The sequence below is a fragment of the Pseudomonas sp. TMW22090 genome (assembly GCF_022496665.1).
GTDB classification, from domain to species: Bacteria; Pseudomonadota; Gammaproteobacteria; order Pseudomonadales; family Pseudomonadaceae; genus Aquipseudomonas; species Aquipseudomonas gregormendelii.
Genome location: NZ_SCFH01000006.1, coordinates 393,639 through 412,430, shown reverse-complemented (window position 1 = coordinate 412,430; position 18,792 = coordinate 393,639). Strand labels below are relative to the sequence as shown.

The following is an 18,792-nucleotide window of genomic DNA, read 5'->3' as shown; positions in this document are numbered from 1 at the left end:
CACCATGGTCGCTGCCAGCCCCGCGCTCATCCGCGAAACCTTCCCCGTCGGCCCGTTGCAGTGCAACTGCACGATCATCGGCGATCCGATCACGAAAAAGGCCATCGTCGTCGATCCCGGTGGCAACCCTGAGTTGATCATGGCGCGACTCGACGCCCTCGGGCTCAAGGTGGTGAGCATCATCCACACCCACGCACACCTGGATCACTTCCTGGCTTCCGGTCAGATGAAAGAGAAAACCGGGGCGACCCTGCATCTGCACAAGGAGGACCAGTTCCTCTGGGACAACCTGGAGATGCAATGCCAGATGTTCGGCGTGCCTTACACGCCGGTACCCCCGCCAGATCGCTGGTTGGCCGACGATGAAGAACTGGCTTGCGGCTGTGGCGTGGCATTGCACACACCCGGTCACACACCCGGCTCTATGAGTTTCTGGTTTGCTGACGCTAAGCTGCTCATCGCCGGTGACACCCTGTTTCGTCGCGGGGTAGGGCGCACGGATTTATGGGGCGGGGATCAGGCCACCATCGTGCGGTCGATCAAGCAGCGCCTGTATACCCTCGATGAAGAGGCGACCGTGATCACCGGGCATGGACCGGACACGCGACTGGGTGACGAAATGCGGGAGAACCCGTTCGTGCGCGCCTGATGTCTGCCTGACGGAATTTTTATCGCGCAAAATGATCCAACGCCGGCAAAGGTTCAATGCTTAAGTCCGTTGCACCACAGAATGCAAAAAAAGTAGGAGCTCTTCATGTTCACCACGCCTCGTCTGATTATTGCCGCTACTGCCATCGCCGTGCTGTCTGGCTGCGCTTCGCCGAACCCGTATGACAACCAGGGTCAGGCCGATAGCGGTTCCCAGGGCATGAGCAAAACCGCCAAGTACGGCGGCCTCGGCGCTCTGGCCGGGGCGCTGGCGGGCGCCGCCATTGACCACAACAATCGTGGCAAGGGCGCGCTGATCGGCGCCGCCGTGGTAGGTGCTTCCGCTGCCGGTTACGGGTACTACGCTGATCAGCAGGAGAAGAAGCTGCGTGCGAGCATGGCCAACACTGGCGTGGAAGTGCAGCGCCAGGGTGATCAGATCAAGCTGATCATGCCGGGTAACATCACGTTCGCCACCGATTCGGCGAATATCGCCTCGAGCTTCTATCAACCGTTGAACAACCTCGCAGGCTCGTTGAAGGAGTTTAACCAGAACCAGATCGAAATCGTCGGCTACACCGACAGCACCGGCAGCCGCCAGCACAACATGGACCTGTCCCAGCGGCGCGCTCAGAGCGTGGCGACCTATTTGACGTCCCAAGGCGTCAGCAGTGCCAACCTCACAGCCCGTGGCGCCGGTCCGGATAACCCGGTAGCCAGCAACGCTGACGTCAATGGTCGGGCGCAGAACCGTCGGGTTGAGGTCAACCTGAAGGCGATTCCGGGCCAGCAATATGGTGGTCAGCAGCAAGGTAATGTTCAGCAGTACCCATAAGCGTTTGGCTGAATATCAGGTGTGAAAAAAGCCCCCGGACAATCACTCATCCGGGGGCTTTTTCATGTCGCGCGAAACCTGATTACTTCTTCAGGCCGTAATGCTCATCGAGCATGCCCGGTGCGTTTGGCGCTTTGGGCGCGTAATCGCGAGGCGGCTCCTGGTTGCGCGGCGGAGTCAGGCGCTCACGAGGCGCCTGGGCTGCATCGGCATGCAGGGCGGCGAGCAAGCGTTGGCGAGTCTGCTCATCCAGGGCAAGACGGTTTGCGCCATCGGCGAGATGATCCTGCACTTCCTGGTAACTCTGGGTCATTTTCTTGACCAGGGTCGCGGTGCTGTTGAAGTGGGTGACCACCTCGTTTTGATAACTGTCGAAACGTTCCTGAATATCATCCAGCTGACGTTGCGTGCTGTTAGGCGCGGCATTCGGCACCAGGCGAGCGATCAGGAAACCAATGGCGACACCCACAACCAGGGCAAGAGTCGGCAACAACCAAACTAAGAGCGAGTGTTCCACGAGTCCTTCCTCTATAAACGGCTTTGCTTTACGTTAACGGCTCGAACCTGCGCTGTATACCGCGATTCTCTCGCAGATAGATTGGCACAGACAAATTGCTAGACGAGTCGACCCGATTCGAGGTCACGGAGTTCCTTCCTTGCTTATGCGCGAAACCCCTGTAGTGATTGATGGCCCAGTCGGTGAACTGGAAAGTTTGTACCTGGATAATGAGCAGCCGCGCGGCATTGCGCTGATCTGCCATCCGAACCCGGTGCAGGGCGGCACCATGCTCAACAAAGTGGTCTCGACCCTTCAGCGCACGGCCCGCGACGCCGGTTTGGTGACCCTGCGCTTCAATTACCGGGGCGTAGGTGCCAGCGCCGGCTCCCATGACATGGGTACCGGCGAGGTCGATGATGCCCAGGCCGCCGCTGCCTGGTTGCGGGCGAAACATCCTGATCTACCTCTGACGCTGCTGGGTTTCTCCTTTGGTGGTTTTGTTGCAGCAAGTCTCGGCGGGCGCCTGGAAGCCCAGGGTGAACAGCTCAAGCATCTGTTCATGGTAGCGCCGGCCGTCATGCGCCTGGGGGATCAGGATCAGGTGCCGCTGCAGGGCGAACTGACGCTGATCCAGCCGGAAACCGACGAGGTCATCGATCCGCAACTGGTCTACGACTGGTCCGGGAAACTCCAGCGTCCCCATGAGCTGCTGAAAGTGGCAGAATGCGGACACTTTTTTCATGGCAAGCTGACCGATCTCAAGGATCTGATCCTGCCGCGTCTCTCGAACTGATTGCAGTCTGACAAGCGATAACCCATGACGACTCGTACCCGTATCCTCACCGGCATCACCACCACCGGCACGCCACACCTGGGCAACTACGCCGGCGCCATCCGTCCGGCGATCCTCGCCAGCCGTGACAGCAACGCCGATTCGTTCTATTTCCTGGCCGACTATCACGCCCTGATCAAATGCGATGACCCGTTGCGCATCCAGCGCTCGCGCCTGGAAATTGCCGCAACCTGGCTGGCCGGTGGCCTGGATGTAGAGCGCGTGACCTTCTATCGCCAGTCCGACATCCCGGAAATCCCCGAGCTGACCTGGCTGCTGACCTGCGTCGCCGCCAAGGGCCTGCTCAACCGTGCGCACGCCTACAAGGCCTCGGTGGACAAGAACGTCGAGAGCGGTGAAGACCCGGATGCCGGCATCACCATGGGCTTGTACAGCTACCCGGTGCTGATGGCCGCGGACATCCTGATGTTCAACGCGCACAAGGTGCCGGTCGGTCGTGACCAGATTCAGCACGTGGAAATGGCTCGGGACATCGGCCAGCGCTTCAACCACCTGTTTGGCCAGGGCAAGGAATTTTTCACCATGCCCGAGGCGCTGATCGAAGAAAGCGTCGCCACGTTGCCAGGCCTCGACGGTCGCAAGATGTCGAAGAGCTACGACAACACCATCCCGTTGTTCAGCAGCGCCAAGGAAATGAAGGACGCGATCTCGCGCATCGTGACCGACTCCCGAGCACCGGGCGAAGCGAAAGATCCGGACAACTCGCACCTGTTCACGCTGTTCCAGGCCTTCGCCACCCCGGCGCAGTCCGACGAATTCCGCAGTGAACTGCTGCAGGGCCTGGGATGGGGCGAGGCGAAGAACCGTCTGTTCCAGCTGCTGGACAGCGAACTGGGTGAATCCCGCGAGCGTTATCATCAACTGATCGAACGCCCGGCAGACCTGGAAGACATGCTGCAGATCGGCGCCAAGAAGGCCCGTGCCGTGGCCACGCCGTTCCTCAACGAGCTGCGTGAAGCGGTCGGTCTGCGCTCGTTCGTCGCCCAGACGCAAGTGGCTGCCACCACGAAAAAGAAAGCCACCAAGGCCGCGCGCTTCGTCAGCTTCCGCGAAGACGACGGCAGCTTCCGATTCCGCCTGCTGGCGGCTGATGGTGAGCAGTTGCTGCTGTCGCGCAACTTTGCTGACGGTAAAACCGCAGGTCAGGTAACCAAACAGTTGCAAGCGGGCCAGGCTCTGGACGTGCGCAGCGAAGACCTGAGCTTCAGCGTCTGGCTCGAAGGCGAGTGTGTGGCCGACAGCGCCACGTTCGCTGACGGCGCCGCTCGCGATGCCGGCATTGATGCGTTGCGGATCGCGCTGACCCCGGTTCAGGAATAAATCGACGGCTCGGTCCGACCAAGGGCTGATTGCCATTCCGACGGGCCGTCGCTACAGTGACGGCCCGTTTTTGTTGCCTTGCTAACGAATTATGACGCCTCTAGAACGATATCAAGCTGATCTGAAACGCCCGGAATTCTTTCATGATGCCGCGCAGGAAACTGCCGTGCGTCATTTGCAGCGCCTGTACGACGATCTGGTGGCGGCCTCGCAGAACAAACCCGGTTTTCTCGGGAAACTGTTCGGCAAGAAAGACCAGACCCCGATCAAGGGGCTGTATTTCTGGGGCGGCGTAGGTCGTGGCAAGACTTACCTGGTCGACACCTTCTTCGAAGCGCTGCCGTTCAAGGAAAAGACCCGCACCCACTTCCACCGCTTCATGAAGCGCGTGCACGAAGAAATGAAGACCCTGGGCGGCGAAAAAAACCCGCTGACCATCATCGCCAAGCGTTTCTCGGACGAGTCCCGGGTGATCTGTTTCGATGAGTTCTTCGTCTCCGACATCACCGACGCCATGATCCTTGGCACGCTGATGGAAGAGTTGTTCAAGAATGGCGTGACCCTGGTCGCGACCTCGAACATCGTGCCTGACGGCCTGTACAAGGACGGCCTGCAGCGTGCGCGTTTCCTGCCGGCCATCGCGCTGATCAAGCAGAATACCGAGATCGTCAACGTCGACAGTGGCGTCGATTATCGCCTGCGCCACCTCGAGCAAGCGGAGCTGTTCCACTTCCCGCTGGACGAGGCGTCACACGAAAGCCTGCGCAAGAGCTTCCGCGCCCTGACGCCGGAATGCACCGCAGCGGTCGAGAACGACGTGCTGATGATCGAAAATCGCGAAATCCGCGCCTTGCGTACCTGTGACGACGTGGCCTGGTTTGACTTCCGCGAACTCTGCGACGGCCCGCGCAGCCAGAACGACTACATCGAACTGGGCAAGATCTTCCACGCGGTATTGCTCAGCGGCGTCGAGCAGATGAGCGTCACCACCGACGACATCGCCCGGCGCTTCATCAACATGGTCGACGAATTCTACGACCGTAACGTGAAGCTGATCATCTCCGCCGAAGTCGAGCTCAAAGACCTCTACACCGGCGGTCGCCTGAACTTCGAGTTCCAGCGCACCCTCAGCCGCCTGCTGGAAATGCAGTCCCATGAATTCCTGTCCAGGGCGCATAAGCCTTAAACAGATCTTCAGCTTATAAAAAGGGCCTGCAATTGCAGGCCCTTTTTGATTTTGTGCTGAAGAAAAACGCGAAGGCACTGCAAACCCTGTGGGAGCGAGCGTGCCCGCGATGGCGTCGTGTCAGGCAGTATTCATTGCGCTGACAAATCGCTATCGCTGGCAAGCCAGCTCCCACAGGTCTTGTATTTTTCTCGGGGCTACGCTGCCTGCTGAAACTGCTGCCGATACTGATTCGGCGACAGATCCGTGTGTTGGCGAAACAAGCGGGCGAAGAAGCTTGCATCGTCGTAGCCCACCTCGTAACTGATGGTCTTGATGCTTTTGCGGCTGCCGGACAGCAGCCCCTTGGCGGTTTCAATGCGCAGGCGTTGCAGGTAGTGCAGTGGTTTGTCGCCGGTGGCGGTCTGGAAGCGGCGCATGAAGTTGCGGATGCTCATGCCGTGTTCGCGGGCAACGTCTTCGAAGCGGAATTTGTCGGCGAAGTGTTCTTCGAGCCAGTGCTGGATCTGCAGGATGATTACGTCCTGATGCAATTTTTGTCCGCCGAAGCCGATGCGGCCGGGGGAGTAGCTGCGCTGCACTTCATAAAGGATGTCCCGGGCCACGGCTTGTGACACGTTGGCGCCGCAGAAGCGTTCGATCAGATAAATGTACAGGTCGCAGGCTGAGGTGGTGCCGCCGGCGCAGTACAGGTTGTCGGCGTCGGTCAGGTGCTTGTCCTGATTGAGCTGGACCTTGGGGAAGCGTTCGGCGAAGGCGTTGAAGAAGCGCCAGTAGGTCGTGGCTTCCTTGCCGTCGAGCAGCCCGGCTTCGGCGAGCCAGAATACGCCGGTCGCCTCGCCGCACAGCACGGCGCCGCGGGCATGTTGCTGGCGTAGCCACGGCAGGACTTGCGGGTAGCGCTGGCAAAGCGTCTCGAAGTCGTCCCAGAACGCCGGCAGGACGATGATGTCGGCGTTTTCCAGGCCGCCGTCCACCGGCATGATGACATCACTGAAACTGTTCACTGGCTTGCCATCCGGGCTGACCAGACGAGTCTCGAAGGCCGGGACGAGACCATGGCCGAGCTGTTTGCCATAGCGCAGGCTGGCAAGGTGGAAGAAATCCTTGGCTTGCATGAGGGTGGAAGCGAAAACCCGGTCGATAGCCAGGATGCTGACGCGCCTTAGAGGCGTGGAGGCTTGGTTGGACATAATTCAACTTTATTTTTATAAGGGAAAGTGGTCACCAGACGGCTGGATCGTCTTATTTTTTGTCTGATGTGTCCAGTGTCCTGTGTCGAAGCCGAGGCATAGTCTCTGAAGGTCCCATCCTTCCAACAATAACGACAGGTGCCGCATGATCCCCAGAACCTTGTTCAGTTCCGAGCACGAACTCTTTCGCGACAGCGTTCGATCGTTCCTCGATAAGGAGGCGGTACCGTTTCATGCGCAATGGGAGAAACAGGGCTACATCGACCGTAAACTCTGGAACAAGGCGGGGGAGGCGGGGATGCTCTGCTCGCATCTGCCGGAAGAATATGGCGGGCTGGGGGCGGACTTCCTATACAGCGCGGTGGTCATCGAAGAAGTGGGTCGGCTCGGGCTGACCGGTATCGGTTTTTCTCTCCATTCGGACATTGTTGCGCCATATATCCTGCACTACGGCAGCGAGGCGTTGAAGCACAAATACCTGCCGAAACTGGTCTCTGGGGAAATGGTCACGGCGATTGCCATGACCGAGCCAGGAGCTGGCTCCGACTTGCAGGGGGTCAAGACCACTGCGGTGCTGGATGGCGACGAGTATGTGATCAACGGCTCCAAGACTTTCATCACCAACGGCTTTCTGGCTGACCTGGTGATTGTCGTGGCAAAGACCGATCCGAAAGCCGGCGCGAAGGGCACCAGTCTGTTTCTGGTGGAGGCCGATACGCCTGGCTTCGACAAGGGCAAGCGCCTGGAGAAAGTGGGCATGAAGGCCCAGGACACTTCGGAGCTGTTCTTTCAGGACGTGCGCGTGCCCAAGGAAAACCTGCTGGGGCAAGCAGGGATGGGTTTTGTCTATCTGATGCAGGAATTACCCCAGGAGCGGCTGACGGTGGCTATTGGCGGCCTGGCCTCGGCTGAAGCGGCGCTGCAGTGGACGCTCGACTACACCCGTGAGCGCAAGGCATTCGGCAAGGCCATTGCGGACTTCCAGAACACTCGTTTCAAGCTGGCGGAAATGGCCACTGAAATTCAGATTGGCCGGGTCTTCGTTGATCGCTGCCTGGAATTGCACTTGCAGGGCAAGCTGGATGTGCCGACGGCGGCGATGGCCAAATATTGGGGTACCGACCTGCAGTGCAAGGTGCTCGATGAGTGCGTGCAGTTGCATGGCGGCTACGGGTTCATGTGGGAATACCCGGTGGCCCGGGCGTGGGCGGATGCGCGAGTGCAGCGCATTTATGCCGGAACCAACGAGATCATGAAGGAGATCATTGCCCGGTCGCTTTGATGTTGCGGTGACTGTCAGGCCGCCATCGCGGGCAGGCCACGCTCCCACAGGAATAACCGAACCTGTGGGAGCGTGGCTTGCCCGCGATTGGTTTTAAGGATTAATCAAGGTGCAGGATTCGGGTGATCCTTGTGTATCGCCTCAATCCCTTCAAGCACTTCATCCGACAGCTTCAGCTCGAAGCTGGCGATGTTGCTCTCCAGTTGCTCCAGGGTTGTGGCACCAATGATGTTGCTGGTCACGAACGGCTGTTGGTTGACGAACGCCAGTGCCATTTGCGCAGGGTCCAGGCCGTGCTCACGGGCCAATGCCACGTATCGGCTGCAGGCCGCTTCCGACTGCGGGTTGAAATAGCGGCTGAAGCGGCTGTAGAGGCTCAGGCGGCCTTTTGGCGGGCGGGCGCCACCTTCGTACTTGCCCGACAGGAAACCGAACGCCAGCGGCGAATAGGCGAGCAGGCCGCATTGTTCGCGGATGGCGATTTCCGCCAGGCCTATCTCGAAACTGCGGTTGAGCAGGTTGTAGGGGTTCTGGATCGACACGGCGCGCGGCCAGCCACGGGCCTCGGCCAGCGCCAGGAAGCGCATGGTGCCCCACGGGGTTTCATTGGACAGGCCAATGTGGCGGATCTTGCCGGCCCGGACCTGCTCGTCCAGCGCTTCGAGGGTGTCTTCCAAGGGTGTGAGGTTGGCTTCGGTCTGGTGCTTGTAGCCCAGCTGGCCGAAGAAGTTGGTGCTGCGCTCCGGCCAGTGCAGTTGGTAAAGGTCGATGTAGTCGGTCTGCAGGCGCTTGAGGCTCGCATCTACGGCTTCGGTGATGTGCTGGCGGTTGTGCCGCAGGTTCTTGTCGCGGATGTAGTCGATCGTATTGCCGGGGCCGGCGATCTTGCTGGCCAGGATCCAGTCGGCGCGATCGCCGCGGCTTTTGAAATAATTCCCTATGTAGCGCTCTGTGGTGGCGTAGGTTTCGGCTTTGGGTGGCACCGGGTACATCTCCGCGGTGTCGATGAAATTGATCCCGGCGCCTTTGGCCCGTTCGATCTGTGCGAAGGCTTCAGCCTCGCTGTTTTGCTCGCCCCAGGTCATGGTTCCGAGGCAGATCGCGCTCACGTTCAGATGGGTCCGGCCTAGCTGTCGATAGTCCATCAGGTGCTCCTTGGGCAAAACAATCATAAAAGCAGGTTGAAATATTTTTCGCAATCTGCATAATTGCGCACCTCTTTCTGCAGTGGAAGTGATGCGCCGCCGCCGAAGAATCTTGCCGTTGAACGGACGCGCCGACCCGAGCCCCCGAAAGCGTCTGTATCCGGCTGCCTTTGACTTGTCAAAGTACGCACTATTCAGTAAGATCCGCCGTCTAATTTACAGGGCGGCCCCTGAGGCTATAAAGAATGAAAACTTTTACTGCTAAACCGGAAACAGTACAGCGCGACTGGTTTGTCGTCGACGCTGCAGGTCAGACCCTGGGTCGTCTGGCCACCGAAATCGCGAGCCGTCTGCGTGGCAAGCATAAAGCTGAGTACACTCCTCACGTTGACACCGGCGACTACATCGTCGTTATCAACGCCGAGCAGATTCGTGTAACCGGTGCTAAAACCACCGACAAAATCTACTACTCCCACTCCGGTTTCCCGGGCGGCATCAAGTCGATCAACTTTGAAAAGCTGATCGCTAAAGCCCCTGAGCGCGTGATCGAGACCGCGGTCAAAGGCATGCTGCCTAAGAACCCGCTGGGTCGCGACATGTATCGTAAGCTGAAAGTCTATGCGGGCGCTGTACACCCTCATACTGCTCAGCAGCCCCAAGAACTGAAGTTTTAACGGAATAGTTCATTATGTCGGCGACTCAAAATTACGGCACTGGCCGTCGCAAGACCGCAACCGCACGCGTTTTCCTGCGTCCGGGTACTGGTAACATCTCCATCAACAACCGTTCGCTGGATAATTTCTTCGGCCGCGAAACTGCCCGCATGGTAGTTCGTCAGCCGCTGGAATTGACTGAGACTGTCGAGAAGTTCGACATCTACGTCACCGTGATCGGCGGTGGTGTAAGTGGTCAAGCTGGCGCAATCCGCCACGGTATCACTCGCGCTCTGATGCAGTACGACGAAACCCTGCGTGGCGCTCTGCGCAAAGCTGGCTTCGTGACTCGCGATGCTCGTGAAGTTGAACGTAAGAAAGTTGGTCTGCGTAAAGCGCGTAAGCGTCCGCAGTACTCGAAGCGTTAATTCGCTTCCACGTTCAAAAAAGAACGCCCAGTTCCTCACGGAGCTGGGCGTTTTTTTATGGCCGCGATTTATCAAAGAATTGCTCTGTGACAACTTGCCACAGCCGCAGAGGCCCTATACTGCAAGGCTTGGCAGTGGAGCTCTTGGGTAATTACCTTGTCAGAATTGGGGCTTTTCATTACCATTCGGCAAAATTTTTATAAGTACATAGATTTACTTAGTAGATGCCTGATTTAACAGGCCACAAAGCTGATGGGAGAGGACTGAATGAGCAATGACGGCGTGAATGCAGGCCGGCGTCGCTTCTTGGTAGCAGCCACATCCGTGGTGGGTGCTGCAGGAGCGGTGGGGGCTGCGGTCCCGTTCGTGGGGTCATGGTTTCCCAGTGCCAAGGCGAAAGCCGCAGGTGCACCGGTGAAAGTGAATGTCAGCAAAATCGAACCAGGTCAGCAGATGATTGCTGAGTGGCGCGGTCAGCCGGTGTTCATCGTCCGCCGTACCGAGGAAATCCTGGGGAATCTGAAGAAGATCGAGGGCCAGTTGTCTGACCCGACCTCCAAGAACTCGACACAACCGACCTATGTCGACCCGGAAACGCGTTCGATCAAGCCAGAGGTACTGCTGCTGATCGGGATCTGCACGCACCTGGGTTGCTCGCCGACTTTCCGTCCGGAAGTGGCTCCCGCAGATCTGGGCAAGGATTGGGTAGGTGGTTATTTCTGCCCTTGCCACGGTTCCCACTACGACCTGGCTGGCCGCGTCTACAAGTCGCAACCTGCGCCTTTGAACCTGCCAGTTCCCCCGCATTCCTATGAGACCGATGAGATCATTGTCGTCGGCGTCGATACGGAGAACGCGTGATGAGCAAGTTCATGGATTGGGTGGATGCGCGCTTTCCTGCCACTAAAATGTGGGAAGACCATCTCAGCAAGTATTACGCTCCGAAGAACTTCAACTTCTTCTATTTCTTTGGCTCCCTCGCACTGCTCGTTCTGGTCAACCAGATCGTCACCGGTGTCTGGCTGACCATGAGCTACACCCCGTCGGCGGAAGAAGCCTTTGCCTCCGTCGAATACATCATGCGTGACGTCGAGTACGGCTCCATCCTGCGTCTGTTGCACGCGGTGGGTGCCTCGATGTTCTTCATCGTGGTCTACCTGCACATGTTCCGTGGCTTGCTCTACGGTTCGTATCAGAAGCCGCGGGAGCTGGTGTGGGTCTTCGGCATGCTGATTTACCTGGCGCTGATGGCTGAGGCCTTCATGGGCTACCTGCTGCCTTGGGGCCAGATGTCCTACTGGGGTGCCCAGGTGATCATCTCGCTGTTCGGTGCGATCCCGGTCATCGGTGACGACCTGACCCAGTGGATCCGTGGTGACTACCTGATTTCCGGCATCACCCTGAACCGCTTCTTTGCGCTACATGTCGTGGCCTTGCCGATCGTGATTCTTGGTCTGGTGGTGCTGCACGTCCTGGCGCTGCACGAAGTCGGGTCGAACAACCCGGACGGCGTGGACATCAAGAAACACAAAGACGAAAACGGCGTACCGCTGGACGGCATTGCCTTCCACCCGTACTACACCGTGAAAGACATCGTCGGCGTGGTGGTGTTCCTGTTCATCTTCTGCTCGATCGTATTCTTCTTCCCGGAAATGGGCGGCTACTTCCTGGAGAAGCCGAACTTTGAAGTGGCCAACGCCTTCAAGACCCCAGAGCACATTGCTCCGGTCTGGTACTTCACTCCGTTCTACGCGATCTTGCGCGCGGTTCCAGACAAGCTCCTGGGCGTAATCGCCATGGGTGCGGCCATCGCGGTGCTGTTCGTGCTGCCGTGGCTGGATCGCAGTCCGGTCAAGTCGATGCGCTACAAGGGCTGGCTGAGCAAGATCTGGCTGGTGTTGTTCTGCGTGTCGTTCGTGATCCTGGGCATCCTCGGTGTCCTGGCTCCGACTCCGGGCCGTACCTTGCTGTCGCAGGTGTGTACCTTCCTGTACTTCGCCTACTTCATTCTGATGCCTTTCTACACCAGGCTCGAGAAGACCAAACCGGTTCCGGATAGGGTGACTGGCTGATGAAAAAGCTATTTGCTGTACTGATTCTTGCTGCATTGCCTGTGCTGTCCTTTGCCGCTGAGCACGGCGGTCCAGAGCTGGAAAAGGTCGACATCGACGTTTCCGACAAGGCTGCCTTGCAAGACGGCGCGCGTACGTTCGCCAACTACTGCATGGGTTGCCACAGCGCCAAGTTTCAGCGTTACGAGCGAGTTGCCGACGACCTGGGTATCCCGCATGACTTGATGCTCTCGAACCTGGTGTTCACGGGTGCCAAGATCGGCGACCATATGAGCATCGGCATGCAACCGGCAGATGCCAAGACCTGGTTCGGTGCGGCACCGCCCGACCTGACCCTGGTCGCCCGCGTGCGTGGCACCGACTGGCTCTATGGTTACCTGAAGTCGTTCTACGAAGATCCTGCGCGCCCTTGGGGCGTCAACAACAAGGTCTTCCCGAACGTCGGCATGCCTAACGTGCTGGTCGGCCTGCAAGGTCGCCAGGTTGTCGGCTGCAAGCAGGTGCAGATCGTCGAGGACGGCAAGAAGCAATACGACCCTCTGACGGGTACGCCGCTGACGCATGAAGCATGTGATCAACTGACCATCGTGCCGAAAAGTGGGGCGCTGACTGAAGAGCAGTTCGATGAGAAGGTCAAGAATCTGGTAACCTTCCTCGCTTACTCGGCTAACCCGGTTAAGCTGCAACATCAGCGCATCGGTACGTACGTATTGCTGTACCTGGCGTTCTTCTTCGTATTCGCTTACCTGCTCAAGCGCGAATACTGGAAAGACGTGCACTGATAACGCTTCAAGCAATTGCTGTTAATCGCGCGCGCCCAAGGGCGTCTCTGAAGATGTAACGTATCTGGTTATCCAGAGGTTACGGAGAGGCGCCCTCTGGGCGCGCTCGTTTTTTCCGCTTTCGAAATTTCAACAAGCGAGGAGGACCGCCATGGGCGTGACCAATCGGTTGGCCTGTTACTCCGACCCCGCCGACCACTATTCCCACCGGGTACGCATCGTACTCGCAGAGAAGGGTGTCAGCGCCGAGATCATTTATGTGGAAGCGGGTCGCCAGCCGCCTAAACTGATCGAAGTGAACCCTTACGGGAGTTTGCCCACCCTGGTTGATCGTGACCTGGCGTTGTGGGAATCGACCGTAGTGATGGAATATCTGGATGAGCGTTACCCGCACCCGCCGCTACTGCCGGTTTATCCCGTGGCGCGTGCCAACAGCCGTCTGCTGATCCAGCGTGACTGGTGTGGCCTGGTGGATCTGATCCTGGATTCGCGGACCAAGGAAGCAGCCCGCGTCGTGGCCCGCAAGGAGCTGCGCGAGAGCCTGACAGGCGTGTCGCCGCTGTTCGCGGACAAGCCGTTTTTCCTCAGTGAGGAACAAAGTCTGGTGGATTGCTGCCTATTACCAATACTCTGGCGCTTGCCGATTCTGGGTATTGAATTGCCGCGGCCTGCGAAGCCGCTGCTTGATTATATGGAGCGCTCGTTTGCGCGTGAGGCTTTCCAGGCGAGTCTGTCTGGTGTCGAACGCGATATGCGCTAAGGCTTAAGGAGCCGCTATGAACTCCAGTCGACCTTATCTGGTCCGCGCGCTCTATGAGTGGATTGTAGATAACGATTGCACCCCGCACATGCTGGTCAATTCCGAGTACCCATCGGTGCAGGTGCCTCAGGGTTTTGCCAGTGAAGGACAGATTGTCCTGAACGTATCGCCGGCAGCCGTGCGGCATTTGCACATGGACAACGAAGCGGTCAGCTTCGAAGGGCGCTTCGGTGGCGTGCCGCACACCCTGTACGTGCCTATCGCATCGATCCTGGGCATTTACGCTCGGGAGAACGGTCAGGGCATGGTGTTTGATCTGGAATCGCCTATGGAAGACGAGGAAGAGATCGAGCCGGATGACGATGTTCCGCCGCCCGACAGCGAGCCGCCGCGACCAAGCGGAAGGCCGAGTTTGAAGGTGGTGAAGTAATAAAAAAGGCGATCCGGATGGATCGCCTTTTTTATTACTTCACCACTCTCAAACCCGTAGGAGCTGCCGAAGGCTGCGATCTTTTGATTTTTCCAAAGATCAAAAGATCGCAGCCTCGTTTCACTCGACAGCTCCTACAGATCGTGGCGCATCAATCGATGTACTCGAACAATTTGACAATCTTCTGCACGCCAGACACGCCTTGCACCAGATTGGTCGCCTGGGCCGCTTCCTGCTTGGTCAGCAGGCCCAGCAGGTAGACGATGCCATTCTCGGTGACAACCTTGATGCGCGAGCCCGGAATGCTCGCATCGGTCAGCATCTGGGTCTTGATCTTGGAGGTCAGCCAGGTGTCGTTCTGGCGAGCGAGGAAGCCTGAAGGTGGCAGTACCTGCAGTTCGTTATGCACTGTCTTCACGCGCTGGACCGAAGAGGCGGCCTGTTCGGCCTTGGCCTTCAGGTCTGCGGTAGGCGTTTGCCCGGCCAGCAATACCACGCCGTTGAAGCTGGTGACTACGATGTGCGAATCGTTGTCCAGGGCGGGGTCGGCCTTGGCGATGTTCACGCCGACCTTGGTTTCGATCAGGGTGTCATCGATCTTGCTGCCGAAGGTGCGGGTCCCGCGGTCATCATTAATCGGCGCCTCACGGCTGGCGTTAACCACCGAAGTGCAGCCGCTGATACCGAGGCATAGTGTCAGGGCCATCAGGCCTAGGCGATTAGGGGTCATTCTTCACTCCCGAACAGTTGGCTGTCGATCAAGTCGCAGAGGCAATGGATCGCCAGCAGGTGGACTTCCTGAATACGTGCAGTGACGTTGGCCGGGACGCGGATCTCGACGTCCTCGGGCAGAAGCAGTGATGCCATGCCACCACCGTCGCGGCCCGTCATTGCTACGACAATCATTTCGCGATCATGTGCGGCCTGGATCGCTTGAATAATATTGGCCGAGTTGCCGCTGGTCGAAATCGCCAGCAATACGTCGCCTGGTTGGCCCAAGGCGCGGATCTGCTTGGAGAAGATTTCGTTATAGCTGTAGTCGTTGGCGATCGAGGTGATCGTCGAGCTGTCGGTGGTCAGCGCAATGGCTGGCAGGCTGGGGCGCTCGCGTTCGAAGCGGTTGAGCAGCTCCGAGGAAAAATGCTGGGCGTCACCAGCAGAGCCGCCGTTGCCGCAGGACAGCATCTTGCCCTCGTTGAGCAGGGCGTTGACCATCACCTGGCTGGCTTGCTCGATGTGCGGTGCAAGTACGTCCATCGCCATTTGCTTGGTGTCGATACTGGCCTGAAAAAGCTGGCGAATTCGGGATTGCATGTCCATCTGTGTGACCTTAATTAGCGCGGCTACCTGGCACAGGAATGTGCAGCCCGCAAAGCAAAGAGCAAAAGTGTTGGGTGGAAGTGTGCGGTTCAGCGCGCAATCGATCAGCTGTCGAAGGCATTTTGCAACCAGTTCAACTGATCGAGATTGCTGTCGATGGCAATCACGTCGAAACGGCAAGGGGAATTGGCCCAGCGCGACTCGCGCTGAAGAAAATACTGCGCGGCAAAAATCAGCTTCTGCCGTTTGCGCTCATCGATGCTATCGAGCGCGCCACCCCATTGAGTGTTTTTTCTGTAGCGGACTTCAACGAATACTACTGTATCGCCATCGAGCATGACCAGATCAAGCTCGCCGCGTTTGCATAACCAGTTCTGCGCCAGCAGGCGCAGACCCTGTTGTTGCAGATGCTCGAGCGCATGGCGCTCGGCATCCTGACCGCTTTGTCGGCGTGTCCTCTCGGGCATCAGCGCGAGGTGTCCGGCAGGCGCTGGACCTGGCCATTGACGAACTGCGCCCACGGCAACTGACGTTCGACGCGCTGGTTCTGAGTCATGCCCAGGCTGCCCGACTCACCCTCGATGCGGCTGTCCGGCAAAGCCTTGAGCTGCCCCAGGCGAGGTGCCAGGCGGTAGGCATCGGCGCCCATCGCATACAGGCGTCCCAGGCTGCCGGCGGCTTGTGGCCATTGGGCGGTAACCTGTTTGCGCAGCGGATCGTTGACGTCCAGCAACCATGGGGTTTCGCAGAACCGCACGCCATTCATATCGTTGTACTGGTTCACATCGCCGCTGGCACTGTACACGTGGGACGTGGCGTAGACCGGCACGTCACCCGCGTACTGGAAGTTCAGGGTCGGCTTGATCTGCTGGGCTTGCTGCGGAGTTGCCGCCAGGAAGATGAACTCGATGTCCTGGCGACGCGAAGGCTGGGCGGCGACCTGCGAACCTATCGTGGTTTGCAGGCTCTTGGCACGACCTTCGCTCTGACGCAGCTGGAACATGTCGGCAATCTGCTGGGCCAGTTGCACCGGCTGGTCAACGCGTTCGGTGGCGACGATGCTGCCGCCGTTGGCTTGCCAGTCCTGGCTGAACGCTCGCAGTACACGGTCGCCCCACTCGCCTTTGGGCACCATGATGGCGGCGCGGGTCAGGCCGTCGGCGCGAGCGCGGCGGGAGACTTCCCGGGCTTCGTCTTCGGCTGCAAGCCCAAACTGGAACAGTTGGGCCGGACCCTGGGTGCCTTCACTGTAGTTCAGGGCCAGGGTGGTGATCGGCAGTTGCGCACGAGTGCTGAGTTGTTTGACCAGCGGCTTTTCCAGTGGCCCCACGACCAGTTGCACGCCGTCGGCCTGGGCCTTGCGATAGAACTCGTCCAGGGAGGTCAGGCGCGAGCTGTCATAGAACTCGATGGCCGGCGGATTCTGGCCGGCTTGCTGTGCCTGGTAGTGCGCGGCCATGAAGCCTTCGCGCAGCGCCTTGCCGACAGCGGCCAGCGGGCCGTCCTGTGGCAACAGCAGGCCGATCTTGCCCAGGGGCTGGCTGGCCAGTTCCTTGAGCTTGGTCAGGGGGATTGGCAGCTGGATGGCTGCCGGGTGCTTGGGGTTCTGGGCGCGCCAGTTGTCGATCGCGGCCTGCTGTTGCTCCAGGGTGCCCGCGGTCTTGACGGCCAGCGCCAGGCTCATCCAGCCGCCGAGGTCATCGGTGGAGGTGGGCTGCAGTTGGTCGGTTGGCAGCGAAGCGATCAGGGTCCAGATCGCTTCATGGTTCTTGCCGGCGGCTTCGCCTTCGAGCATGGGTGCGATGAAAATGCGCTCCCGTGCAGCCGCCAATGCCTGTCCGTCGGCTTCAAGCGCGCGGGCATGCACGGTGCCGGTACGCACCTGTTGTTCGACCGGCAGTTCGCTCAGGCGCTGCAGGCTCGGATGGCTCAATGCAGTCAGTGCTGCCTTGGGCTGATTGCGCACCATCGCCAGTTCTGCGGCCAGCGTGCTGGCGAACACCTGCTGTCCAGGCTTTAGTTGTTCCACCGGTACTTGCTGGAGGATTTGCGCCGATTGGCCGGCGTTACCCTGGCGATAGGCCAGGTCGGCGGCGCTCAGGCGCAACAGCGCAGCTTTTTCCGGGTCTTTGCTCTGGGAAGCCTGCTCGAGCAGTTGCTCGATACTGGCATCCGGAGTCCGTGGAAGGTCGCCAAGGCTGGAGGAGGGCGAGCTGGCGCAGGCCGCCAGCAAGGCAGCGAGGCAGAGGGCAGTGAACAGCCGCAGGCAAGCGATCATGTAGTGTTCCTGATACTCGATCAAATTAGCGTGGAATTGTACCCAAGCACTGGCCGGGGCGCGATGTTACTGGCGTGAATCGATCAATTTAGCTCATGCAAATGTTGCAGCAAGGCACCGAAGGCAGGAAAACCTGCAGTGGCAGACGCCTGTCGCCGACGACGCTACGCGCTACAATGGCGACTTTTAACGATCATGAGGTGTGCGCTTTGACTGCTCCAGGTGCTTTGAATTCCGCTGCTGGCTCGCTTTATGTGGTGGCGACGCCCATCGGCAACCTGGACGACATCAGTGCGCGCGCCCTGAAGATCCTCCGTGATGTGGCCTTGATTGCCGCCGAAGATACCCGGCACTCCCAGCGCCTGATGCAGCACTTTGGCATTCCAACGCCGCTGGCGGCCTGTCATGAGCACAACGAACGGGATGAAGGTAGCCGCTTTATTACCCGGTTGCTGGCGGGCGATGATGTGGCGTTGATATCCGATGCCGGCACGCCGTTGATTTCCGATCCGGGCTATCACCTGGTGCGCCAGGCACGCGCAGCGGGCATTAATGTAGTGCCAGTGCCAGGTGCCTGTGCATTGATTGCGGCATTGTCGGCTGCGGGCCTGCCGTCGGACCGCTTCATCTTTGAAGGGTTCCTGCCCGCCAAGGCAGTAGGGCGCCGGGCCCGCCTGGAGCTGGTCAAGGAAGAGCCGCGCACCTTGATTTTCTATGAAGCGCCACACCGTATCCTGGAGTGTCTGCAGGATATGGAGCTGGTGTTTGGTGGTGAGCGTCCGGCCTTGCTGGCCCGGGAGATCACCAAGACGTTCGAAACCCTCAAGGGGCTGCCCCTGGCCGAGTTGCGCGAGTTCGTCGAGTCCGACAGTAATCAGCAGCGGGGCGAGTGCGTGGTGCTGGTGGCAGGTTGGTCCGTGCCTGAAACCGAAGAGGCAGTCAGCAGCGAGGCCATGCGCATCCTCAATCTTCTGCTCGAAGAAATGCCGCTCAAGCGTGCCGCCGCGCTGGCTGCGCAAATCACTGGTGAGCGCAAGAATGTGTTGTATCAGGTTGCGCTGGATAAACAGAAGGGCGAGTGAAAACCCGACGCGCAGGAGTGGCCAAA

Annotated in this window: 21 protein-coding genes; 14 read left to right on the top strand and 7 right to left on the bottom strand. The window is 59.1% G+C overall.

Annotated elements, in window-relative coordinates:
• Positions 1 to 4: 4 nt before the first annotated feature.
• Both EQV97_RS19190 and EQV97_RS19185 read left to right on the top strand, forming a co-directional pair.
• Entirely contained in the window at positions 5 to 649 is a 645-nt protein-coding gene (locus EQV97_RS19190; RefSeq protein ID WP_122838774.1) for an MBL fold metallo-hydrolase, read from the top strand.
• Positions 650 to 754: 105 nt separating this feature from the next.
• Positions 755 to 1,483 carry an OmpA family protein gene (locus tag EQV97_RS19185; RefSeq protein ID WP_122838775.1) on the top strand — a complete coding sequence of 243 codons (729 nt, stop codon included), beginning with the start codon at positions 755 to 757 and terminating at the stop codon, positions 1,481 to 1,483.
• An 82-nt stretch (positions 1,484 to 1,565) separates the two neighbouring features.
• Here the strand turns inward: EQV97_RS19185 and EQV97_RS19180 are convergent, their stop codons facing one another.
• Positions 1,566 to 2,000, bottom strand: a complete 435-nt coding sequence (locus tag EQV97_RS19180; protein ID WP_225569536.1) for a DUF1043 family protein — start codon at positions 1,998 to 2,000, stop codon at positions 1,566 to 1,568.
• Between the two features lie 145 nt (positions 2,001 to 2,145).
• Between EQV97_RS19180 and EQV97_RS19175 the strand changes: the two genes are divergently transcribed.
• From EQV97_RS19175 to zapE, 3 genes are all read left to right on the top strand, one after another.
• Positions 2,146 to 2,775 carry an alpha/beta fold hydrolase gene (locus EQV97_RS19175; protein ID WP_122838777.1) on the top strand — a complete coding sequence of 210 codons (630 nt, stop codon included), beginning with the start codon at positions 2,146 to 2,148 and terminating at the stop codon, positions 2,773 to 2,775.
• Between the two features lie 24 nt (positions 2,776 to 2,799).
• On the top strand, positions 2,800 to 4,155 hold the full coding sequence (locus EQV97_RS19170; protein WP_122838778.1) for a tryptophan--tRNA ligase: 1,356 nt from the start codon (positions 2,800 to 2,802) through the stop codon (positions 4,153 to 4,155).
• Positions 4,156 to 4,246: 91 nt separating this feature from the next.
• A complete protein-coding gene (gene zapE / locus EQV97_RS19165; protein WP_122838779.1) occupies positions 4,247 to 5,341 on the top strand; it encodes a cell division protein ZapE in 1,095 nt (364 codons plus the stop codon).
• Between the two features lie 197 nt (positions 5,342 to 5,538).
• Here the strand turns inward: zapE and EQV97_RS19160 are convergent, their stop codons facing one another.
• Positions 5,539 to 6,459 (bottom strand): GlxA family transcriptional regulator, encoded by a 921-nt coding sequence (locus EQV97_RS19160; RefSeq protein ID WP_177328543.1) that lies wholly within the window; start codon positions 6,457 to 6,459, stop codon positions 5,539 to 5,541.
• Positions 6,460 to 6,679: 220 nt separating this feature from the next.
• Here EQV97_RS19160 and EQV97_RS19155 point away from each other — a divergent pair, with 220 nt between their 5' ends.
• Entirely contained in the window at positions 6,680 to 7,816 is a 1,137-nt protein-coding gene (locus tag EQV97_RS19155; protein ID WP_240889535.1) for an acyl-CoA dehydrogenase family protein, read from the top strand.
• A gap of 104 nt (positions 7,817 to 7,920) precedes the next feature.
• On the opposite strand, the gene EQV97_RS19150 is transcribed toward EQV97_RS19155, so the two are convergent.
• On the bottom strand, positions 7,921 to 8,961 hold the full coding sequence (locus EQV97_RS19150) for an NADP(H)-dependent aldo-keto reductase (RefSeq protein ID WP_045059272.1): 1,041 nt from the start codon (positions 8,959 to 8,961) through the stop codon (positions 7,921 to 7,923).
• Between the two features lie 245 nt (positions 8,962 to 9,206).
• On the opposite strand from EQV97_RS19150, the gene rplM reads away from it, so the two are divergent.
• The 7 genes from rplM (at position 9,207) to EQV97_RS19115 (ending at position 14,086) form a co-directional block, all read left to right on the top strand.
• The gene (rplM, locus tag EQV97_RS19145) at positions 9,207 to 9,635 is read left to right on the top strand and encodes a 50S ribosomal protein L13 (RefSeq protein ID WP_007905295.1); all 429 of its coding nucleotides are present in this window, start codon (positions 9,207 to 9,209) and stop codon (positions 9,633 to 9,635) included.
• 14 nt (positions 9,636 to 9,649) lie between these two features.
• Positions 9,650 to 10,042, top strand: a complete 393-nt coding sequence (rpsI, locus tag EQV97_RS19140) for a 30S ribosomal protein S9 (protein ID WP_002555064.1) — start codon at positions 9,650 to 9,652, stop codon at positions 10,040 to 10,042.
• 267 nt (positions 10,043 to 10,309) lie between these two features.
• Complete coding sequence (gene petA / locus EQV97_RS19135; protein ID WP_045059273.1) at positions 10,310 to 10,903, top strand: ubiquinol-cytochrome c reductase iron-sulfur subunit; 594 nt, start codon at positions 10,310 to 10,312, stop codon at positions 10,901 to 10,903.
• On the top strand, positions 10,903 to 12,114 hold the full coding sequence (locus EQV97_RS19130; RefSeq protein ID WP_045059274.1) for a cytochrome bc complex cytochrome b subunit: 1,212 nt from the start codon (positions 10,903 to 10,905) through the stop codon (positions 12,112 to 12,114). Before petA ends, EQV97_RS19130 begins: the two co-directional genes overlap by 1 nt.
• Positions 12,114 to 12,896, top strand: coding sequence for a cytochrome c1 (locus EQV97_RS19125; protein ID WP_045059275.1), 783 nt, complete (start codon positions 12,114 to 12,116; stop codon positions 12,894 to 12,896). Before EQV97_RS19130 ends, EQV97_RS19125 begins: the two co-directional genes overlap by 1 nt.
• A gap of 151 nt (positions 12,897 to 13,047) precedes the next feature.
• Positions 13,048 to 13,656, top strand: a complete 609-nt coding sequence (locus EQV97_RS19120) for a glutathione S-transferase N-terminal domain-containing protein (protein ID WP_240889532.1) — start codon at positions 13,048 to 13,050, stop codon at positions 13,654 to 13,656.
• 16 nt (positions 13,657 to 13,672) lie between these two features.
• Positions 13,673 to 14,086 carry a ClpXP protease specificity-enhancing factor gene (locus EQV97_RS19115; protein WP_045059276.1) on the top strand — a complete coding sequence of 138 codons (414 nt, stop codon included), beginning with the start codon at positions 13,673 to 13,675 and terminating at the stop codon, positions 14,084 to 14,086.
• A gap of 151 nt (positions 14,087 to 14,237) precedes the next feature.
• Here EQV97_RS19115 and EQV97_RS19110 read toward each other — a convergent pair whose 3' ends face one another.
• The 4 genes from EQV97_RS19110 to EQV97_RS19095 form a co-directional block, all read right to left on the bottom strand.
• A complete protein-coding gene (locus tag EQV97_RS19110) occupies positions 14,238 to 14,816 on the bottom strand; it encodes a BON domain-containing protein (protein ID WP_122838782.1) in 579 nt (192 codons plus the stop codon).
• Positions 14,813 to 15,406, bottom strand: coding sequence for a phosphoheptose isomerase (locus EQV97_RS19105; protein WP_045059278.1), 594 nt, complete (start codon positions 15,404 to 15,406; stop codon positions 14,813 to 14,815). The genes EQV97_RS19110 and EQV97_RS19105 overlap by 4 nt, the downstream gene beginning before the upstream one ends.
• A gap of 104 nt (positions 15,407 to 15,510) precedes the next feature.
• Positions 15,511 to 15,873 carry a YraN family protein gene (locus EQV97_RS19100; RefSeq protein WP_045059279.1) on the bottom strand — a complete coding sequence of 121 codons (363 nt, stop codon included), beginning with the start codon at positions 15,871 to 15,873 and terminating at the stop codon, positions 15,511 to 15,513.
• Complete coding sequence (locus EQV97_RS19095; protein WP_240889530.1) at positions 15,873 to 17,684, bottom strand: penicillin-binding protein activator; 1,812 nt, start codon at positions 17,682 to 17,684, stop codon at positions 15,873 to 15,875. The genes EQV97_RS19100 and EQV97_RS19095 overlap by 1 nt, the downstream gene beginning before the upstream one ends.
• 176 nt (positions 17,685 to 17,860) lie before the next feature.
• Here EQV97_RS19095 and rsmI point away from each other — a divergent pair, with 176 nt between their 5' ends.
• The gene (gene rsmI / locus EQV97_RS19090) at positions 17,861 to 18,766 is read left to right on the top strand and encodes a 16S rRNA (cytidine(1402)-2'-O)-methyltransferase (protein WP_163019387.1); all 906 of its coding nucleotides are present in this window, start codon (positions 17,861 to 17,863) and stop codon (positions 18,764 to 18,766) included.
• The last annotated feature ends 26 nt before the right edge of the window (positions 18,767 to 18,792 follow it).

What these genes read in the sequence shown, in the direction of transcription:
- EQV97_RS19175 (WP_122838777.1), top strand. Translation starts at nt 2,146, where the DNA reads ATGCGCGAAACCCCTGTAGTGATTGATGGCCCAGTCGGTGAACTGGAA.
- EQV97_RS19110 (WP_122838782.1), bottom strand. Translation starts at nt 14,816, where the DNA reads ATGACCCCTAATCGCCTAGGCCTGATGGCCCTGACACTATGCCTCGGT.
- EQV97_RS19170 (WP_122838778.1), top strand. Translation starts at nt 2,800, where the DNA reads ATGACGACTCGTACCCGTATCCTCACCGGCATCACCACCACCGGCACG.
- EQV97_RS19115 (WP_045059276.1), top strand. Translation starts at nt 13,673, where the DNA reads ATGAACTCCAGTCGACCTTATCTGGTCCGCGCGCTCTATGAGTGGATT.
- rsmI (WP_163019387.1), top strand. Translation starts at nt 17,861, where the DNA reads ATGGCGACTTTTAACGATCATGAGGTGTGCGCTTTGACTGCTCCAGGT.
- petA (WP_045059273.1), top strand. Translation starts at nt 10,310, where the DNA reads ATGAGCAATGACGGCGTGAATGCAGGCCGGCGTCGCTTCTTGGTAGCA.
- EQV97_RS19105 (WP_045059278.1), bottom strand. Translation starts at nt 15,406, where the DNA reads ATGGACATGCAATCCCGAATTCGCCAGCTTTTTCAGGCCAGTATCGAC.
- EQV97_RS19150 (WP_045059272.1), bottom strand. Translation starts at nt 8,961, where the DNA reads ATGGACTATCGACAGCTAGGCCGGACCCATCTGAACGTGAGCGCGATC.
- EQV97_RS19155 (WP_240889535.1), top strand. Translation starts at nt 6,680, where the DNA reads ATGATCCCCAGAACCTTGTTCAGTTCCGAGCACGAACTCTTTCGCGAC.
- EQV97_RS19160 (WP_177328543.1), bottom strand. Translation starts at nt 6,459, where the DNA reads ATGCAAGCCAAGGATTTCTTCCACCTTGCCAGCCTGCGCTATGGCAAA.
- EQV97_RS19120 (WP_240889532.1), top strand. Translation starts at nt 13,048, where the DNA reads ATGGGCGTGACCAATCGGTTGGCCTGTTACTCCGACCCCGCCGACCAC.
- rplM (WP_007905295.1), top strand. Translation starts at nt 9,207, where the DNA reads ATGAAAACTTTTACTGCTAAACCGGAAACAGTACAGCGCGACTGGTTT.
- EQV97_RS19190 (WP_122838774.1), top strand. Translation starts at nt 5, where the DNA reads ATGGTCGCTGCCAGCCCCGCGCTCATCCGCGAAACCTTCCCCGTCGGC.
- EQV97_RS19095 (WP_240889530.1), bottom strand. Translation starts at nt 17,684, where the DNA reads ATGATCGCTTGCCTGCGGCTGTTCACTGCCCTCTGCCTCGCTGCCTTG.
- EQV97_RS19185 (WP_122838775.1), top strand. Translation starts at nt 755, where the DNA reads ATGTTCACCACGCCTCGTCTGATTATTGCCGCTACTGCCATCGCCGTG.
- EQV97_RS19125 (WP_045059275.1), top strand. Translation starts at nt 12,114, where the DNA reads ATGAAAAAGCTATTTGCTGTACTGATTCTTGCTGCATTGCCTGTGCTG.
- zapE (WP_122838779.1), top strand. Translation starts at nt 4,247, where the DNA reads ATGACGCCTCTAGAACGATATCAAGCTGATCTGAAACGCCCGGAATTC.
- EQV97_RS19130 (WP_045059274.1), top strand. Translation starts at nt 10,903, where the DNA reads ATGAGCAAGTTCATGGATTGGGTGGATGCGCGCTTTCCTGCCACTAAA.
- rpsI (WP_002555064.1), top strand. Translation starts at nt 9,650, where the DNA reads ATGTCGGCGACTCAAAATTACGGCACTGGCCGTCGCAAGACCGCAACC.
- EQV97_RS19100 (WP_045059279.1), bottom strand. Translation starts at nt 15,873, where the DNA reads ATGCCCGAGAGGACACGCCGACAAAGCGGTCAGGATGCCGAGCGCCAT.